Genomic DNA, 18,677 nt, shown 5'->3' with positions numbered 1-18,677 from the left:
GATTTTTTACAATTATATCGTGTACGATGTAAATGTAAAATAGATTTTTTCATTTTACAAAAAAAACCATCAAATCTTACTAGAATAGTAGATTTGATGGTTTTAAGAATGGATTCGGATTTAAGTGGGGTATTTAGAAAACTACTGTATATGTAATTAGACTTCCATTTCAAGAAGGGCATAGCTCAATGTTTTACCATGGGTATCTATCGCCAAAGAGGTGGTAACTCCACCCAATAATGCTTGTTGACAAACAAATAGCAATGATGAAATATTGGGTAATTCGTATCGAATAATCTCTCCTTCTACAATGCCTTGTAGATGTTCTTGTACTTTTTGCACTGTAATTTGAGTGCAAAGTAGTTCATAATCAGACTCTTTGAAAGGAATCAGTGATAGCGTAAGAGTATTGCCTTTGTCACCTGCTCTGCTGTGGGCTATTTCGTAAAGTTTCATGCGCTTAGAGTGTCTACGTTTGCTTTCAATACATTTCTGTCAATCAAAATAGAGACGATGCCTATCACTTCGTTCACATTTTTTCGAACACCCCCACCAGCCGCAGGACCATTGGTATAGAGTGCTTCAACTTCTTCTCCAATCAATAAGGCTTCCTCGGCAGTTGAGGCTTTTCCCGATACTCTCAATCTTACTTCGGGTAAATAGGACTCCTCTACTTTCATTTTAGCACTAAATTCTTCTCGAAAAATAGCATTTAAGCCAATGTAATCTATTCTAAATGCTTCGAATTGAGGCTTTAATCTTTGGGATAAAACTTCACCCGCTAGTTTGGCTCGCCCGACGGCGTTGAATCCAGCATAAGAAATTTCACCTTCGCCAAGATAAAATGCTTTATAGCCAACACTTGCTTTGTAAGTTGATGGTTTAGTTTTGCCCGTACCACCTGTTACCCAAACTTGATTTTCGCCAATTTCTTCCAATTTAACGGTTGTAAAATCAGCGATTACATCAGGAGTATAATATTCATGTGGGTTGATGACCTCGTACAAAAGCTGTTCTTTGGTAGTTTGCAGCGTAATTTTACCTCCAGTGCCCTTTACTTTACTAATAATAGCAGAACCATCGGCATAAATATCGGCAAAAGGGTGTCCCAAAGTTGCCAGTCCTTCTATTGGTTTCATGATGGGTTCAGCAAAATACCCTCCAGTAATATGTCCTGCACATTCGAGTAAGTGTCCAATCACGGTGCCTTTTCCCAACAAATCATAATCATCCATTTGCCAGTCAAATTCATGAATCATGGGTGCTAAAAACAATGAAGGATCAGACACTCTTCCTGTAATAATAACTTGTGCATCAGCCGTTAATGCCTCCAAAATTCCTTCAACACCCATATAGGCATTGATAGAAATCACTTCATAGTCGTTTAATGCTTGACCATTTTCCAAAATGGTAAAATGGGTTGAGCTATTTCTTACCCATTGTGTTGCATCATCTCCTGTCACGGCTGCTACTTTGATGGGTAAATTCAATTCTTTGGCTATCTCAATGACTTTGTGGGCGGCTGCCAATGGGTTTGCCGCTCCCATATTAGTAATAAGCTTTATTTGATTTTTTACTAATAATGGCAATAATGATTTGATTCGCTTCTCTAAATGCGGGTCGTAACCTTTGGAAGCATCTTGTAATTTTCTTTTTTGAGCTAAAGCTATCGTTCTTTCGGCCAGACATTCTAGCACAAGATAATCCAATTCGCCTTGCTCGGCCAATACAAGCGCTGGCTCAATCCGATCACCAGAAAAACCTGCTCCGCATCCTATTCTTATTTTATCTTTTTTCATTTGCTAAATATGTATCGAACCTGTCAATAAAGCCATAATCGTCATCACAAGAGTAGTACCCCAAGCCCATTTGAAGGTAAACTTTTGATGTTCTCCCAAATCTACTTCTGTCAAACCAATCAATAAAAAAGTAGATGCTGTCAATGGACTTATCGGAAAACCAACCGTCATTTGTCCAAGCAAAGCAGCGCGCCCTATTTCTAATGAATCTAAGTGAAATTGTGTTGCAGTTTGACTCAAAATAGGCACTACACCAAAGTAGTAGGCATCTGGCGTGAAGAGAATACTTGCAGGCAAACTTGTAATCGCTGTAAGTAAAGGCAAAAGATTGGCATGATGCTGAGGAATCAAAGATACCAATTCGTTGGCCATAGCATCAATCATTTTTGTACCTGTAAGAATTCCAGAAAAGATTCCCGCCACAAATATCATACTCGATACCAGAAAAATATTCATACCGTGACCACGCAATACTTTTTGTTGGTCGTTCAGTCTAGGGTAGTTGATTAACAGCGCCAACATACTTGCCAGTAGAAACAACACAGGCGCAGGAATGAGCCCTTTGATGAGTATCACAATTAAACTAATCGTCAAGATAGCATTGAGGATAATGAGTTTTGGGCGACGTAAACTTCTTTCATTTTCAGTTAAATTTTCCTGATGATTATAGGCAAAATCTACTACTCCTAATCGTTTTCTTTCCTTCATTCCTAGAAAATATGCCACAAATAAAACCCATGCTAGCCCTGCTAATATTGCAGGAATATTAGGGTTGAAAATATGTACTGCATCCGATTTGAGTGTAGAAATAGCTCGTGCCGAAGTGCCAGACCAAGGTACAAGATGCATCGGCCCCACACTCAACGCAACAATACAAGGCAATATTAAGCGATTGATTTTTAACTGTTTGTAAATAGGTAAAAAAGCCGAAAGCACAATCATAAAAGTGGCGGTACCATCGCCATCTAGATGCACAATCATGGTCAATATGGCTGTTCCGAGAATAACTTTGAGCGGATCGCCTTTTACATACTTGATGATAAAAGCGACTACTGGGTCAAAAAGTCCAGCATCGAGCATCGTGGCAAAATACAGTACCGCAAAGGTTAACAATATGCCTGTTGGTGCTACTTGCTTCATGCCTGCAAGCATCATTTCTCCTAATTCCTTTGGAGAAAATCCTGCAATAATCCCTGCCAAAAGCGGTACGATTACCAAAGCAGTAATCACAGAAAGACGTTTGGTAATGATTAAAAATAAGAAAATAGCAATGGTCGAAAATCCTAATAGTGCGAGCATTTTATCGAGCGTATATGTTATTCAAAAACCAGATAATCATTAAAAAATGGAAGCAAGTCATTCAAAACTCTACCATCATTTGTCCAAATTTTGTTCACATGATTTCCAATATACTCTTCTGCAAAATGCTCAACACCAAGGTTTTCCAACTTTTGACTAAAAGCTCCGCACTGAATCGGAAAGCGCTGGGCGTCGTTTCTTCCCCAATCCAATTTGATAGCTTTGAGTTTACGAAGATTATCCGCGTATTTATCTGCCATCAATACAGGAAAATTAGCATTCCATTTGTCTACCACTGCCTGATTTACTTGCAGACTGTCGCCTTGATAGGTAAAAGGCATATCACAATAAAAAGGTGGGTTGGCTGAATTGGGAGACCATGCTCGTCCCACAGCGACCAATACTTTAGGATAATAGGTTTTTCGTAATTCTTCGACTGTTTTTATTTTCGAGAGTTCCTTAAATGAATCGCTATTAGCACCAAATTCTTTGACCATCATCAATAACCCTGGACTCATGGCGTATACAGAACTAAATACTTCTGGGTACAACATTCCGATTTTGATAGCTCCGTAACCTCCCATCGAATGTCCGCCAATACCTCTGCTATTGCGGTTGGCAAGGGTTCTGTATTTGCGGTCGATATTGGTAACCAATTCTTTAGCTTCAAATTCAGACCAGTTTCCTGTCAGGGCTGAATTACTATAAAAACTGCCATCAAAAAGGGTATATTGACTGGCAATAACCAAAATAAAAGGGCGGATTTTGGCTTGAGCAATACTCTTATCCAAAATCGCTTTCATGCCTGTTGTGATACTATCATTACCCATGAAGCCATGTAAATAGTACACCACGGGAAATCTTTTTTGTGTGCTTTCGTAATTCGGAGGAAGATATACCGAGATTTTACGATTAGGGTTTTCTCCACCTGTATTTTGTAAAGTTTTAGCATTAATCACAAAGCTTTCAACTTTCCCCTGAATACTTTGTGCATTTGCCTGCCTGAAACACAGACAAGTAAAGAAGAGTAAAAGAATTCTTTTCATAATTTAAAATGTGTTTTTTGGATAGATATGTTTTAAAAAGGGTAATGTGAAAAGGCACTAAGGCACAAAGTGAATTGTTGTTTTACAACTTTTATCACTTTGTGCCTGTGGATTTTAATTCTATTTCACCGCCCAAATTTGAATCAATACATGATCGGGTTTACGGATTCCTTTACATAAAAATAAACTATTATTTACCCATTCATATCTTCCTTTGGGTGCTTCTAGTGTCGGAATCGTTCTAAAATAATATTGTGAAGGATCTACATTCTCGCCTTTGGCAATTTTGGCTGCGATTTCAGGAGAGGCCACTCTCAATCCATTATTTTTTACATAAATAATAACCCCATCATCTGTTTTGATTTGGTAATTTGCATCTAATTCTGCTACGCCATCGCTTCTCACAATTTGCCAATCGGCACCACCCGACAATACCTGTCCTTTGATACTTGGGCCTTCGAAAGTACCTCCTACAATTGGGATAATGCGTCGTAGTCCATGTGGTGTCTGACCTACTGTGAGGGCTTCGCTTAGTAATACTTTTATTTCACAGAAAAAAGCTAAGCCTGGCGCTGGCGGTTCGGGAGTTGTCAAGCCATGTAATTGTAGCCAATCTCCAAAGCGTTCTATCCATGTATCGGTAGGAATATTTTTCTTACTCATACCGAATCCATGTCCCCCTTTTTCGTAAATATGTAACTCGGCTGGTTGTTTGGCTTTCGTCCATTTGCTGTAAATAGAAGAACTATGCAAGGTAAAACCTAGTTGGTCATCCGAAGCGGCTGCCACAAAAATTGGCGTCGGTTGAGTTGGAACTTTATTACCTAAAATAGCTTTTTCGTAGGCATAAATTGGGGCAACAAAATTGGGTCTTTCAGCATCATTGGCTGTATAAACTACCGACATGGTTAATGTTCCTCCTGCCGAGAATCCCATCATGCCAACTTTGCTTGGATTGATATGAAATTTCTCTGCATTCTGACGAATATACTGAATTGCCTTACGTCCATCTTGTGTAGCCAAAGGAATTACAGCCGCATTTTCTTGGTCGAGCGCCTTCATATTACTCATTTTACCCATCAACTCGGTGATAGGATTTTCTGTAAAAGAGCGTGCTACTCGGTATTTCAAGACGAATGCCGCAATACCTCTTTCATTCAACCATTTGGCTACATCAACTCCTTCATTATCCATCGACAAAGTATGAAAAGCTCCTCCCGGCGCAACGACTATGGCTGTTCCATTTGCTTTGCTTGGATTTGGTAAATAGGCTGTAATCGTTGGATCAACAATATTATAGGCAGTTCGACCACCCCAATTAGCATTGGTTAACACTGATTCTTGCCAAGTCCAGCTTTCTGAACCTGGGGCTTTACCTTCGTACAATCGGATAACTTCTTGTGCATGAGCTGTATATCCGAGTATTAGACCTAAGATACAGGTAACTATTTTTTTCATAGTAAAAGGTTTTGTATTATTTTATTCCCATTCTAATAGCACCATCCAAGCGGATTACCTCGCCATTGAGCATGGTATTTTCAATGATTTGTTGTACCAATTTCGCAAATTCTTCAGGTTTTCCAAGTCTTGGAGGAAAAGGAATTTGTTGCGCTAAAGAAGCTTGTGCTTCGCTAGACAAATTTGCCAGTAGAGGTGTTTCAAAAATTCCTGGAGCAATCGTCATCACTCGTATACCCATACGGGCAAATTCACGAGCGATAGGTAGCGTCATCGCTACCACCCCACCTTTAGAAGCTGAATATGCCGCCTGTCCGATTTGTCCATCAAAGGCCGCGACCGAAGCGGTATTAATCACAATACCTCTTTCGCCTTGTCCGTTGGGCGTATTGTGCTGCATGACATTTGCCCCCAAACGAAGTACATTGAATACCCCAACCAAATTGACTTGAATGACTTTCTGGAAAAAGCCTAAATCGTGTGGACCATCTTTACCCACAACTCTTTTGGCGGGTCCAATTCCCGCACAATTGATGACGCCGTTGATTTTTCCAAAATGAGAAAGGGCTTGTTCAATCGCTTGTGACACCTGCGTTTCATCCACAATATCAGTTTTACAAAAAAGCGCAGAATCGCCTAAACTTACTTGTGCAAGTTGCCCAGCTTGTTCATTTATGTCTAATAAAATAACTTTTCCGCCTTGCGAAACAATGTTTTGTGCCGTGGCCAACCCCAACCCAGAGGCGCCACCAGAAATGAGAAATATGTTTGATTCTATATTCATCGTAAAAAAGAAAAACCCTCAATACGTCAATACAAGGGGATTTTTAGGGAAATAAATTTGAGCAAAATGCTCGTATGAATGGTTTTTTGGATAATAATTTTGTTGCAATAAACTTCTACTGACGATTGAGGGATATTGGTTGTAGCTTTCGGCTTTCAGGTATCAGCTTTCGGCGGGGGCTTTAGGTAAAAGCATGTCTGTTACTTTACCACTCTTTGCCTTGTGCCTGTTGCCTGTGCCCTAATACTCAAAACCTAACTATGAAATAACTGATGTACCAAATCTTGCCGATTTGCCAAAACAGCACGTTGGTTGAGCGAACCTTTGTCTGTTATCTCACCTTTGTCAATCGATGGAGGTTCGTGGGCAATAATCACTTTGCCAATACTAGTCGAACTACCTGTGGCGTGAGTGTTAAATTCTTTCATCCAAGATTCTATAAATGTTGTTATCGATGAATGTCCATACAATTCGGATGTACAAACAGCAGTTGTGTGCCCAGTCAACTGACAACAGGCATCGGTATTGAGAAAAAGTATTAGACCAATATAGTCTTGGTCGAGCCCTGCAATAACCACATCTTGAATAATAGGTGATCCAGAGGAAATGATTTTGGTTTTCATCACGCCCACGTTGACCCATGTACCCGTTGAAAGTTTAAAATCTTCGGCAATTCTGCCGTCAAAAATCAATCCTTTATCAGGATTATTTTCGTCCAAAAACTTTACAGCATCACCTGTTTTATAAAAACCTTCTTCATCAAAAGCTTGTACCGTTGCCTCTGGATTTCGCCAGTATCCTTTTGTCACATTGGCACCTCTATATCTAGCCTCAGACTTATCTCCCAAAGGCACTAATTTTACCTCTAGCCCTGCTACTGGCACGCCTAACAAGCCCGAAAAAGCACCTCCCCAATTCGCAAAAAGAGCCGAAGGACCTGATTCTGTACAACCTAAACCTGTTATAATAGGCACTTTTACACCGATAGTCCGAATAGCGAGTTCTTCCAACTTATTCCAGATAGGTTGTGCCAAACTAGCGCCAGCATAAAATATAATTTGAAGATTTTTGAAAAAAGTATTTCTCAATGACTCTTCCTTTTCCAGATAGGGAATTAACATTTCAAATCCCTTTGGAACATTAAAATAAGCCGTAGGAGATATTTCTCGAAGATTCTTTACCGTTTCTTCAATGCCTTTAGTGCTAGGTTTTCCGTCGTCTATATAGAGTGTACCGCCATTATGAAGCGCCAAGCCAAAATTGTGATTACCGCCAAAAGTATGGTTCCACGGAAGCCAATCAATAAAAACAGGGGCTTGTTTCTGCATAAAAGGAAAACTCTGTGTAATCTGTTGGAGATTAGCACACCACATTTGTTGGGTATTAGTAACACCTTTGGGTAAACCCGTCGAACCAGAAGTAAATAGTATTTTCGCAACAGTATCACCCGTCACCTTTTGGTGAGCTTGCTCCACTGCCTCAGTAATAGTTGAGTGTCGCCAAGAGGATATATTAGGAAATTTTTCACCCTGTGATACCAATATCTCAATCTCAGGAAAGGTATTTTCAATAAATCGAATAGCTCTTTCAAAAACTTGTTCAGACTGTACAAAAACCAGTTTTGGTGTCATTTTTTCTAAACAATGACGAAGTTTAGAAAAATCTTCCGATACCAAAGAATACGCAGGCGAAATTGGTGAATACGGAATGCCTACATGCACCGATGCCAATGCCAAAAGTGCGTGCTCAAGGCTGTTTTCGGAGAGAATAACTACTGTATCATTTTTCTCAAAACCCATATTCAACAGATGCTGTGCTATTGAACACATTTGCTGATAGGTGTCTGCATAGCTTAGTTCTTGCCAAATACCCTCTTGGTTACGTTGGGCAATAAAAGTCTTTTCAGGCTGTCGAAGCGACCACTCCAAAAGTCTATCAGTAATAGTTTTAGGAAAAGGTTTTAATTCGCTATTTAACCGAAATAAAATACTCTCATCAGGATTGTAAGTCTTGATGGTTTGGGTGGGGCCAAAAGCTACATTCTTGAACTCCATAACTTGAAAGAGATAAAAATTTTAATCGAAAATGCTCAATTCAATACAGTTACTGAATTTTGGTGCATTGCCTATTCAATAATTAGGACTATTACTTATTCTCCCACTTTTTTGGCTCGTCCTTCCAAAAAGTCTTTTAATCTCTGTTTGGCTTCGGGGGCACTTTGAGCAATGGCAGCCATCATACTTTCCAACAAAAGCCCTTCTGTTTGACCGCTATCTACTATTCTTGGAAGCACGTGGGTAAGAGCATAATTGGTCATTCCTGCGTTGGAGGCTATTTTCTGAGCTAATTCTTTCCCTTTTTCTAAACCTTGTCCGTCCTCGACTAAGTATTGTGCTAGTCCTATTCGCTCGCCTTCTTCGGCTTGATACACACGCCCTGTCAGCATCATATCAGCCATACGTGCCATACCGATTAATTTTGGTAATCGAACAGCAGCGCCACCACCCACAAATATTCCTCGTTGACCTTCGGGTAAGGCATAAAAAGTGCTTTTCTCAGCCACCCGAATATGACAAGCTGCTGCCAACTCTAAGCCACCACCAACTACAGCACCGTGCAATACTGCCACCACAGGAACAGCACCATATTGTACTTTTTCGAGTACTCGATGCCACATTCTTGAATGAAAAATACCTTGTACCGCATCCCGCTCCTTAAGCTCAGATAAGTCTAAGCCAGCCGAAAAATGCTTGCCAATTCCATAAATAATGGCACAACGAATATGAGAAGGAATATTTTCGAAAACCGTTTCAATGCCCAAAATAAGTTCATCATTAAACGCATTGCGTTTATCTGGACGATTAAGCCCTACCAATAGAATATCACCTTCCTCACGTATCTGTAAGGTTTCAGGGACTGATTTTGTTACCTTCATCAATTATAAGAATCTCTTGTTGTTGCTGTGATAGTTAAGCTTTTTTGGCTCAAGAATTACCTTATGTGATATACTTTTCAAGGGTTAGGTAATCGTTCAAAATAGTATTTAATCAGGGTTACGTCTTAAGATGTTGTGAATTATAAATTTCCATTCGCAATTCACAATTCATCATTCAGCACTGATACTGCTTCAACTAACCTTTTCAGTAGACAGATACCAAGTCATAAGTCCTGCAAGGGCAGTTGGAATCGCAAAAATTAGAAAGTTGGTGCTCATAGATAATCCTAATCCAATTAAAACACCACCAACGGCTGGGCCAATAATACCTCCTAGTCGACCGATCCCAATTGACCAACCAACACCTGTAGTTCGAAATTCGGTTGGGTATATACGTGCAGATACAGCATACAATCCAACAAATCCTCCTTGAATTCCAAATCCCAGTAAACCAAAGACTATGATGATTCCATCTGTTCCTACAAAAACTTTAAAAATCGCCATTAATATCGCAGTCAATACGAGTATTGTGCCGATGGTCTTTTTTAAACCATATTTACTTGAAAAATATCCTTGCGTAATAATTCCTACAAAAGCTCCTAGGTTGAATACGGTTCCTGCATAGATGGCAAGTTCAATAGATAGTCCTGCTGTCGAGGCTAATTTAGGTATCCAACTAGTGAGAAAATAAAGCGTTGCAAAAGATAAAAATAATGCTACCCACAACTGAATGGTAGATAATCGAAACGCTGGACTCAATAATAATTTGATAGGAATTTTCTGAAAAATTGCTGGTTTCTCTGGTAAAGTAGCGATGGTATCTTTACCCATTTTCGACAATAAATTATTCGCTTTCAGTAAAGCCCCCTCTGGTTGTGATTTTAGGTAAAAATCTAAGGACTCCGCTAAAAAGAAGTAAACCACTGGTACTGAAGCTAATGTGCAGCATCCCGCCAATTGAAAAATTGAAGCCCAACCATAAGTAGGAATAATTTTGGCAGCCACCATTCCTGATAAAACCGCACCAATTGGATATCCTGAAAGGGCAAAACTTACCCAAAAATCTTTGGTTTTAGCGGGGGCATACTCAGAGGTCAGTGCAGCAGTGCTTGCCAGCATACAACCAATACCTAAACCATTGATAAAACGAAAAAATATTAATTGATTAACAGATTCTGCAAAAGAGGTGATAAAAATCGTCAACCCCATCAATAAAGCACTGATAATCATCATTTTTTACGCCCAAATTTATCCGCATAAGGTGCAATAATCAAAGCCCCAACCGACATTCCGACCAATCCTGAACTGAATACCAACCCCAAAGCTTCGGCTCCGATACTCCAGGCCTTGGTAATGGCTGGTGCAGCATACGAAATCACCATCACATCCATACCATCAAGCATATTCATCAGAAAACAAACCAATATGCAGCTGTATTGCAAAGTGGTCATCTTTGCCGTTCGATTCATCGTTACGTGGGACATAAATTATTGATTTAGTTAAGAATTGCGAATGAGTGAATTGTGAATTATTCCACTTTAAAAAATTCACAATTCACTCATTCGCAATTCTCAATTCTTTTGGAGCTTAAGCATCTTAATGGCATTTTCTTTCAGAATCAAAGGCTTTACCTGTTCCTTAAAACCTGCTTCGTCAAAGTCTTTGATCCATCTTTCGGGCGTAATCAGTGGGAAGTCCGTTCCGAATAACATCCTGTCTTTCAATAACGTATTGGCATATTGAACCAGTTGTGGCGGGAAATACTTGGGCGACCAACCACTTAAATCAATATACACATTGGGTTTGTGCACGGCTACAGATAGGGCTTCATCTTGCCAAGGCCAGCTCGGATGCGCAATAATTATCGGACAATCTGGAAAATCAATGGCTACATCATCTAAATGAATCGGATTTGAGTATTCTAACCGAAGTCCGCCACCACCACGAACACCACTCCCAAATCCAGAATGTCCTGAGTGAAAAAGCATTGGTAGTTGATATTCAGCAATGACTTCATAGAGATGATACGCCATTTTATCTTGCGGATAAAATCCCTGTACTGTCGGATGAAACTTAAAGCCTTTCACCCCATAATTTTCAATCAAATCTCTAGCTTCCCTTGCTCCCATACGCCCTTTGTGAGGGTCGATACTCGCAAAGGCAATCATGACATCATCGTTTTTTAGAGCACCTTCAGCGACTTCGATATTGGGAATTCGACGCTTGCCAACATTAAATTCAGAATCTACCGTAAACATCACAAAAGCCATATTTCTTTCACGATAATAATCCGCCGTTTCTTGAATCGTGGGGCGTCTATCGGATTTGAAATATTTAGCAAAAGCTTCATCAAACTCACTCCGATAATCGTCATGCGGTTGACAGCACGATACCTCTGCATGTGTATGTACGTCAATAGCAACTACTTTCTGAATATCAATCATATCTTTCTACAAGTGTTTATTTCATCCAAACATCTCCAGCAGGTTTTTGTCCTGATTTCACCCAGTTCCTTAGTTCATCAAACGCATTACCCGTTTGTTGAGCCGTAAATACACAATGTCCTTGTCCAGTGGTATATCGTACTTTGAAAAACTGATCTTTTTGCTGATGATGCACCATATTTTCAAAATTTACCACTCCATAAGTCGGAGGAATCAATTGGTCATAAACAGTGTGTAGCAAAAAAACTGGTCTATTGATATTGCCTGTTCGATCATATTTTCCAAAAATAATATTCGGATTTACAGTTGCCTCCAAACGTTCAGCTTTGTGATTAATCAAGTCATTATCAGGAAATCCACTGTACACGGTGTTCATATTATCAAAAGGATTTCCACCTGATTTTTGGGCTAAATCTCTGAGAACATTTTCATTAAAAAATAACGAAAATGGCAAGTCATCTAGTTTTAAATCAAAACGCTTGGCAAAAGCCATTGCCAAGACAGAGTCTTTACTCATCATTGCCTTTCGGATTGCCATTGCTTTGGCAACCATCGCGCGACCACCCTCACTTGGATTAGGCTTTTTGTTTAAATCAAAAATTTCTTTGAGCGAAGGTACAATGCCAGGGAACAGTCCGTTAAAGGTCGCATACATGTCAAATTCTTTGCGACACTGCAAATAGGGTCTACTTGATAACGGACACAGCGGCAAACCCCCATGATAGTTTTCACCAAAATTTTCGATAGTAGCCACCGTGATACCACCGCCCATCGAATGCCCAACCATAAAGGTCGAGTCGGGTTTTCCGTATTGCTTCACAAAATATTGTCGTAAACTCTCGGTATCATCTACTCCTTGCGGAAGGGCAAAACCTTGATATTGGTAGTCAGAAGCAGCCACCGCAAAACCCCTTGACAAAAATGGGCTCATACGACCAATAAACTCAGGATTCTGACTTTGTAGTGGTTTAGTACCCATAAATTCATACCCATGTGCATACATCACCAATTTTCCTTTCCAGTTGGGAGGAAAAAGAATGCGGTATCTAGCGCCATTGATTTGTCCAGAATCAATCTTTGCCACTTGTGCCACCAAACTATGTGCGAGCAATAGCAAAAGAAACATTTTTTTAAACATAACCGTTTGGGATTCTTCTATTCAGAAATTGTTGAATTACGCTACGTTTTAGGCTTCTCCCCAAACCTTGATGGCTGTATTTACTACCAATTCAATCTTGCGCCATTGGTCGTCATGAGTTAGGTCATTGCCGTGGTGTGTCGAAGAAAAACCGCATTGTGGACTCACACAAAGGTTTTCGAGTGGCATATATTGCGCTGCTTCGTCAATGCGTTTACACAAATCATCGATATTTTCTAGCTCTTTTACCTTTGAAGAAATGATTCCCAAAACCACATGTTTGTTTTTAGGGACAAATCTCAAAGGAGCAAAATCGCCACTTCTTTCATCATCGTATTCCAAGAAATAGGCATCCACATTGATTTCATTGAAGAGAATTTCAGCTACAGGTTCATAGCCACCTTCAGCAAACCAAGTGCTTCGGTAGTTTCCACGGCAAAGGTGAATACCAACGGTCAAATCACTTGGACGATTGTCAATCACCGAGTTAATCAGTGCCGCATAAGTACGTGGCAACTCATTAGGATCTTCGCCTCTTTCGGCTGCAGCAGCGCGCATTTTGGGGTCGCACAGATACGCCAAATTGGTATCGTCTAATTGTAAATAACGTAAACCCGCAGCGTACAAATGATCTATTTCTTGTTTGTAAGCAGTTGATAAATCATGAAAAAACTCATCCATATCAGGATAAGCCTGAATATCTATCGATTTGCGTCCGCCACGAAAGTGAATCATGGTTGGCGATGGAATGCTTACTTTGGGAGTTTGGGTAACGATAGATTTTAGATAATTAAAATCTGCGACTTGAATATCTTTTTGGTGTTGGAGTTTTCCTGTAACACTTAAAACAGGAGGTTTGAAGCCATCTTCCGCCACTTTAGCATTTGGATTGGCGTCCATACCTCCTGTTACTGTCACCCCCGCAAGCTCTTTCAAAAAGTCTAAATGGAAATAATCTCTGCGAAATTCGCCATCGGTAATCGCTTTCATACCTGTAGATTCAAGCTTTTTGACGGTTTCGAGAATAGCGGCGTCTTCGATAGCTCGTAACTCCTCGGCTGGAAGATTGCCTAATTTCCACTCATGACGATTTGTTTTTACAGACGCTGTGCGAAGCAAACTTCCCACATGGTCAGCTCTAAAAGGAGGTTTCATAGTTAATGAGTATTAAAATTGGATTGAAGGGGTATTTTAGTGTTTTTTCAAATGACGTTATCGCCGTTTGATTATTTAAAGTGTTGTACTCAAGGGTGGTACAAAATTGTAGCGTTTGGAAGAGAATAAATAGGCTATTTCAAATCAATATTATGCAAAAACAATCAATTAGAATTATTTCTATATTGTTTTGGAGTTAAAAGTGTTTTTGCTCTAAAAAAACGACTAAAATCGCTAGGGTCTACTTTCCCCAATCGAAAGGCGATTTCTCCAATACTCAATTCTGTTTGGCTCAGTAAAACTTTTGCTTCTAAAATTCTCATTTCCTCCAATAATTCATGTGCTGATTTTCCTGTAGTTATTTTTACAGATTTGTTTAAATGATTAGGCGAAACAGATAAATAATCCGCAAATTCCTGAACTGATTTTTTCTCATAAATCAAGCTTGATAATGCATCTTTATACCGCTGAGTTAAGTAGGTTGCCGCATTTTGAAGAGCCCTTGGCTGACTTTTTTCTTGTAGCTTAAATTCTGTCAGAAGGGTGGTTAAATACAAAGGTAAAAGTTCAAATCGCTCGGGTTGATTCTTTTTATATTCTTGTAAAATCAACTCAAATAGCTCAATAACTTGCTTATTTTCAATTAATTCAAACACAGGATTTCCTGTAAATTGAAAGAAGGGAAGTTCTTTCAAAACAGGAAGATTAAATCGTTTTTGTTGAAATATTTCGGGTAGAAAATGAAGATAATACCCTTCGGCATCCTCACTGACAAATTCAATAGAGGTTATCTGGTCAGAAGGTAAGGCAAACAATGTATTCGGTCCTATTTCGTATTGGGTCAAGCCTTTACTTCTTAACACTTTCCCTTTCGTCAAAAAAATCATAAAATAGACCAATCGACGATGTGGCTGTAGAGGCAATTGCAGGTGAGTCTTATAATGTTCGACTCGCTCAATGTGGAATTGATTATAGACTTTAGATACTACAGGCTTCCAAGTCCCAAACAAATATTCATCAAATTGGGAGGGATTTAATACTGGAATCTTAGCAATAGCCTGTTTTTGCGCCATAATACGAAGTTTATCAAAATATTTTTTAGGTAAAATCAATCATTCTGCTGTATCATCTCAAATGTAAAACTATATTCATCAAAAATAGAGATTTCTACTTTTCTCCTTAAAATCTTTTGGAGAAAGTCCAACTACTTTTTTAAAGAGCCTTGAAAAATACGCTGGGTCATCAAAATTGACCTGATATGCCACTTCTGCAATACTCAAATTGGTATACAAAAGGTATTTTTTGGCTTCTTCTACAAAAAAATCATGCACACACTGAATAGCAGATTTGTCTGTCACACTACGACAAATCCGATTAAGATGCACTATCGTAATTTTCTGTTCTTCAGCATATTGCGTAATACTTTTTTGAGGACTGTAAGATTCTTTAATACTTTTGACAAAGTTTCGGTAAATTGATAAACTACGTTGGTTACTCACTAATTTTTGTTCATTTTGAGCGCTGGCCAATCGGAAAATTTCGATGCAAATCATGCCCAAAGTAGTTTGTATAGAAAAGTTTTTTTCTGGATAATTATTGTTTTCTTCTTCTCTAATTTCCTCTATTAATCTCTTGATTTTCTGAAAGTTATTCTGTTTTTTCTCAAGAGAAAGACAAGTCATTTCCTGAAAAGTTAGGCTAATCGTGGGTGCCGTTTGCAACAATCTATCCCAATAAGACGACGATACCGTAAGTACGATTCCCGATAAACCTGCTACAAATTCGAATCCGTGTAGGGTATTAGGCGGAATTACCACTAGAGTCATACCTTGTGTTTGCCAAGTATGATGCGCACTCATAATTTTAGCCTCGCCGTCCTCTAGACAAAATATTTGCCATAAATCGGTATGGATATGCGATTCTATTTGCCAGTTATGTAGTTGACTGCGAGCTTCCAAAGGTTCACAATGCACAAAGTCAGGTAACCAACGTCGTTGTGCATCGCCATAAAGCCCCGAATAATTGATAATCTTATTTTTCATTCGATAGTTCTGTAGAGATATAACCTTTTCAAGGTAAACTATTTATATTTTTAGCTCACAAGGTAGTAACAATGTTTATTTTGTCCAAATAATACCGTATTTCGTCCAAAAATAAACCTATAAATGCCCTCTATCTTTGTTTCATCAATGAGATTCTGGCCAATCTTTAAATCATATTTAACAGAAAATCTATCATAAACTCACGATGAAGCACTCAACCAAAGTCGGTATCATTGGAGCAGGCCCTGCTGGCCTTACGCTTGCCTTATTACTTCAAAAAAGAGGAATCGATTGTATCATTCTTGAAAACCGAAGTCGCTTATATGTAGAATCACGCGTTCGAGCAGGTTTGTTGGAGCAAAACACGGTTGATTTAATTCGTGAACTAGGTGCTTCAGAACGTCTTGATAAAGAGGGACTTGAGCATCATGGAGTTTATTTGAGCTTTAATGGAGTCCGTCAGCGTGTTCCATTTAAGGAGTTAACAGGCGGGAGATGCATCACCATTTATGGACAGCAAGAAGTAGTCAAAGACTTGATTCAGGCCAACTTAGATAGAGGAATTGAAATTCTTTTTGAGGCTCATGCTAAGCATATCGAAGGTACCAAAACCGACAATCCAAGTATTTTTTACCAACATAATGGCGAAGAACATGAATTGACCTGCGACTTTGTAGCAGGTTGTGATGGCTATCATGGCATTGGTCGTCAGCATTTGCCCAAAGATACTTACAACGAATTTAGAATCGAGTATCCTTTTAGTTGGCTAGGTATTTTAGCCAATGTTGCACCTTCGTCTGACGAACTCATTTATGCTTACCACGAAAGAGGATTTGCTTTACATAGTCTTCGTTCTGAGACAGTTAGCCGACTGTATATTCAAGTTGAAAACGATGATACAGTCGATAATTGGCCTGATGAAAAAGTCTGGGAAGAGCTATCTATCCGCTTGGGTACAGAAGGCTGGAGCTTACAAAGTGGTCCTATCTTCGAGAAAAGCATTACGCCGATGCGAAGCTTCATGATTGATAATATGCAACATGGACGCTTGTTTTTGGCGGGTGATGCCGCCCATATTGTACCCCCTACAGGTGGGAAAGGCTTGAATTTGGCAGTAGCAGATATTCGCTTCCTTGCCTCTGCATTGACAAACTGGTATGATAATCAGGACGATAGCCTTCTTCAAAGTTATTCGCAGGACTGTTTGAGAAGAATTTGGCGTGCACAGGATTTTTCGAACTTTATGACTTATCTATTTCATAAGCAAGCGCCTCACGGTTCGTTTGAAAATTTACTCCAAAAATCAAAATTTGATTATATCAGAATCTCCAAAGCACAAGCAACTACCATTGCCGAAAACTATGTAGGTCTGAAAGAAATTTGAATTAACCTTCCTTATTTTAATGGCTAATTTCCTCAATATCAATGGTCTAAATATCCATTACAAATGGATTAATCATCAGAAAGAAACCACTTTTGTTTTTATCAACTCCTTAGGGACAGACTTCAGAATCTGGGATAAGGTCGTTGAGCGCTTGGTCGATGTTGCCAATGTATTGTGTTATGACAAGCGTGGGCATGGACTATCTCAAACGGCAGCTATTACGCATGGTATGCAAAGTTATTACGAAGACCTAGTTGGTTTGCTTGATGCGCTAAAAATACAACAATGTATTCCAGTTGGTTTATCTGTAGGCGGTCGAGTAGCAATGCTTTTTGCAGAACGCCACCCTGAACGAGTGCAAAAGTTGATTCTTTGTGATACAGCTCATAAAATAGGAACTTCCACCAGCTGGAATCAGCGAATCGAACAGGTAAATACCGTGGGGCTGGCAGGTATTTCGGATGCCGTAATGGAAAAATGGTTTCCCGAAAGCTTTCGCAATACACAAGTATCCGAGCTTATTGGGTATCGAACAATGCTTGAGAGATGTTGCCCAAAAGGCTATATCCAATGTTGTGAGGCCATTCGAGATGCAGATTTAACAGAAAATGTTCAAAAAATCCAAGCAGAAACCTTGTGCGTAGTTGGCTCCGAAGACCTTTCGACTACCCCAGAATTAGTGAAATCATTAGTCGACTTGATGCCACACGCCTCACTAGAAGAAATTGAGGGTTCGGGACACATTCCTTGTGTCGATGCTTCAGAAAAATTACTATCACTCATCTATACATTTGCTTTTGCACCAAGTACCCAATCACTTTATGAGCTTGGGATGAAAACCCGTCGTGCCGTTTTGGGCAACGCTCATGTAGACAAAGCAGATGCTAACAAAAGCCATTTTGATACTGATTTTCAGTCATATATCACTCAAAGCGCTTGGGGATTGGTTTGGTCCAGACCCGAACTCAGCAAACGAGAACGAAGTATGATTACGATTGCCATCTTAGCCTCATTAGGGCACGAAGAAGAACTGGCCATGCATATCAGAGCAACCCAAAACACAGGAGCAAGCGTTTCGGATATTAGAGAAGTATTACTGCATTTGGGAATCTACGCAGGTGTACCTTGTTCTAATAGCGCCTTTAAAATTGCCAAAAAAATTTATCATGAATTAGGAAAAAAAGACTTTTGAA

Annotated in this window: 15 protein-coding genes and 1 pseudogene; 2 read left to right on the top strand and 14 right to left on the bottom strand. The window is 39.5% G+C overall.

Annotated elements, in window-relative coordinates; genetic code table 11:
* Positions 1–156 precede the first annotated feature (156 nt).
* The 14 genes and pseudogenes from BWI92_RS13645 to BWI92_RS13580 form a co-directional block, all read right to left on the bottom strand.
* The gene (locus BWI92_RS13645) at positions 157–456 is read right to left on the bottom strand and encodes a hypothetical protein (protein ID WP_095163816.1); all 300 of its coding nucleotides are present in this window, start codon (positions 454–456) and stop codon (positions 157–159) included.
* Positions 453–1,799 carry an acyclic terpene utilization AtuA family protein gene (locus tag BWI92_RS13640; RefSeq protein WP_095163815.1) on the bottom strand — a complete coding sequence of 449 codons (1,347 nt, stop codon included), beginning with the start codon at positions 1,797–1,799 and terminating at the stop codon, positions 453–455. Before BWI92_RS13640 ends, BWI92_RS13645 begins: the two co-directional genes overlap by 4 nt.
* Before the next feature lie 3 nt (positions 1,800–1,802).
* Positions 1,803–3,098, bottom strand: coding sequence for a CitMHS family transporter (locus BWI92_RS13635; protein ID WP_095163814.1), 1,296 nt, complete (start codon positions 3,096–3,098; stop codon positions 1,803–1,805).
* A 17-nt stretch (positions 3,099–3,115) separates the two neighbouring features.
* Entirely contained in the window at positions 3,116–4,144 is a 1,029-nt protein-coding gene (locus BWI92_RS13630; RefSeq protein WP_095163813.1) for an alpha/beta hydrolase family protein, read from the bottom strand.
* A gap of 120 nt (positions 4,145–4,264) precedes the next feature.
* Entirely contained in the window at positions 4,265–5,602 is a 1,338-nt protein-coding gene (locus tag BWI92_RS13625; protein ID WP_095163812.1) for a DUF3237 family protein, read from the bottom strand.
* A 16-nt stretch (positions 5,603–5,618) separates the two neighbouring features.
* Positions 5,619–6,386: a 3-hydroxyacyl-CoA dehydrogenase gene (locus tag BWI92_RS13620; protein WP_095163811.1), complete on the bottom strand. Its 768-nt coding sequence runs from the start codon at positions 6,384–6,386 to the stop codon at positions 5,619–5,621.
* Between the two features lie 254 nt (positions 6,387–6,640).
* Positions 6,641–8,440 carry a feruloyl-CoA synthase gene (locus BWI92_RS13615; protein ID WP_095163810.1) on the bottom strand — a complete coding sequence of 600 codons (1,800 nt, stop codon included), beginning with the start codon at positions 8,438–8,440 and terminating at the stop codon, positions 6,641–6,643.
* A gap of 95 nt (positions 8,441–8,535) precedes the next feature.
* On the bottom strand, positions 8,536–9,321 hold the full coding sequence (locus BWI92_RS13610; RefSeq protein ID WP_095163809.1) for a crotonase/enoyl-CoA hydratase family protein: 786 nt from the start codon (positions 9,319–9,321) through the stop codon (positions 8,536–8,538).
* A gap of 192 nt (positions 9,322–9,513) precedes the next feature.
* Positions 9,514–10,703, bottom strand: a pseudogene (locus tag BWI92_RS13605) (MFS transporter).
* A gap of 189 nt (positions 10,704–10,892) precedes the next feature.
* Positions 10,893–11,765, bottom strand: coding sequence for an amidohydrolase family protein (locus tag BWI92_RS13600; protein ID WP_176464419.1), 873 nt, complete (start codon positions 11,763–11,765; stop codon positions 10,893–10,895).
* 16 nt (positions 11,766–11,781) lie between these two features.
* Positions 11,782–12,891 (bottom strand): S9 family peptidase, encoded by a 1,110-nt coding sequence (locus BWI92_RS13595; protein ID WP_217903413.1) that lies wholly within the window; start codon positions 12,889–12,891, stop codon positions 11,782–11,784.
* A 60-nt stretch (positions 12,892–12,951) separates the two neighbouring features.
* Complete coding sequence (locus BWI92_RS13590; RefSeq protein ID WP_095163807.1) at positions 12,952–14,058, bottom strand: 5-methyltetrahydropteroyltriglutamate--homocysteine S-methyltransferase; 1,107 nt, start codon at positions 14,056–14,058, stop codon at positions 12,952–12,954.
* Between the two features lie 164 nt (positions 14,059–14,222).
* A complete protein-coding gene (locus BWI92_RS13585) occupies positions 14,223–15,131 on the bottom strand; it encodes an AraC family transcriptional regulator (protein WP_095163806.1) in 909 nt (302 codons plus the stop codon).
* 78 nt (positions 15,132–15,209) lie between these two features.
* Positions 15,210–16,100 carry a helix-turn-helix domain-containing protein gene (locus BWI92_RS13580; RefSeq protein WP_095163805.1) on the bottom strand — a complete coding sequence of 297 codons (891 nt, stop codon included), beginning with the start codon at positions 16,098–16,100 and terminating at the stop codon, positions 15,210–15,212.
* A gap of 205 nt (positions 16,101–16,305) precedes the next feature.
* On the opposite strand from BWI92_RS13580, the gene BWI92_RS13575 reads away from it, so the two are divergent.
* Positions 16,306–17,484: a 4-hydroxybenzoate 3-monooxygenase gene (locus BWI92_RS13575; protein ID WP_095163804.1), complete on the top strand. Its 1,179-nt coding sequence runs from the start codon at positions 16,306–16,308 to the stop codon at positions 17,482–17,484.
* Positions 17,485–17,503: 19 nt separating this feature from the next.
* On the top strand, positions 17,504–18,676 hold the full coding sequence (gene pcaD, locus BWI92_RS28235; RefSeq protein WP_095163803.1) for a 3-oxoadipate enol-lactonase: 1,173 nt from the start codon (positions 17,504–17,506) through the stop codon (positions 18,674–18,676).
* Position 18,677: the final 1 nt, after the last annotated feature.

Source organism: Flectobacillus sp. BAB-3569, assembly GCF_002270355.1.
Classification (GTDB): Bacteria; Bacteroidota; Bacteroidia; order Cytophagales; family Spirosomataceae; genus Flectobacillus; species Flectobacillus roseus.
This window is presented reverse-complemented; position numbering and strand designations above follow the sequence as displayed.